Source organism: Acinetobacter sp. NIOH-H-8 (genome assembly GCF_046635365.1).
Taxonomy (GTDB): domain Bacteria; phylum Pseudomonadota; class Gammaproteobacteria; order Pseudomonadales; family Moraxellaceae; genus Acinetobacter.
Map to the genome: position 1 here is coordinate 1 of NZ_JBHDVN010000188.1, position 452 is coordinate 452.

Annotated in this window: 1 pseudogene; it reads right to left on the reverse strand. The window is 57.7% G+C overall.

Annotated elements, in window-relative coordinates:
- Positions 1-452 (reverse strand): annotated as a pseudogene (locus ACEWB7_RS17720) (DNA polymerase V subunit UmuC); the annotation flags it as partial.

Genomic DNA, 452 nt, shown 5'->3' on the forward strand with positions numbered 1-452 from the left:
GTCCCGGGTGTCACGGGTAGGGGTGTTCAGTTTCTCAGTGGCCACGTTACCGTAGTACGGTTCATTAACCGCAAAAGGGGAGGTTTTGATGAAGATGCTGATATGCCGGCAGTACTGCCGCTCACCTCGCAACTTTTCTGCTGCGCGCTCGGCGTACTGGCAGACGGCCTGGCGCATTTCTTCATAGGTGGTGATCCGCTGCCCGAAGCTGCGACTGCAGACAATCTGCTGTTTCGGCGGCGGCGCTTCCTCCAGTGAAATGCAACTCTCGCCGTTCAGCTCACGTACCGTGCGCTCCAGCACTACGTTGAAGTTTTTGCGGATAAACGCGGGGTTCGTCAGCGACAGCTGCAGGGCGGTGGTGATCCCCATAACGTGCAGCTTTTTCGCTATCCGGTTCCCCACGCCCCAGATTTCTTCCACCGGCTGCAGGCTGAGTAATTTTGCCGTCC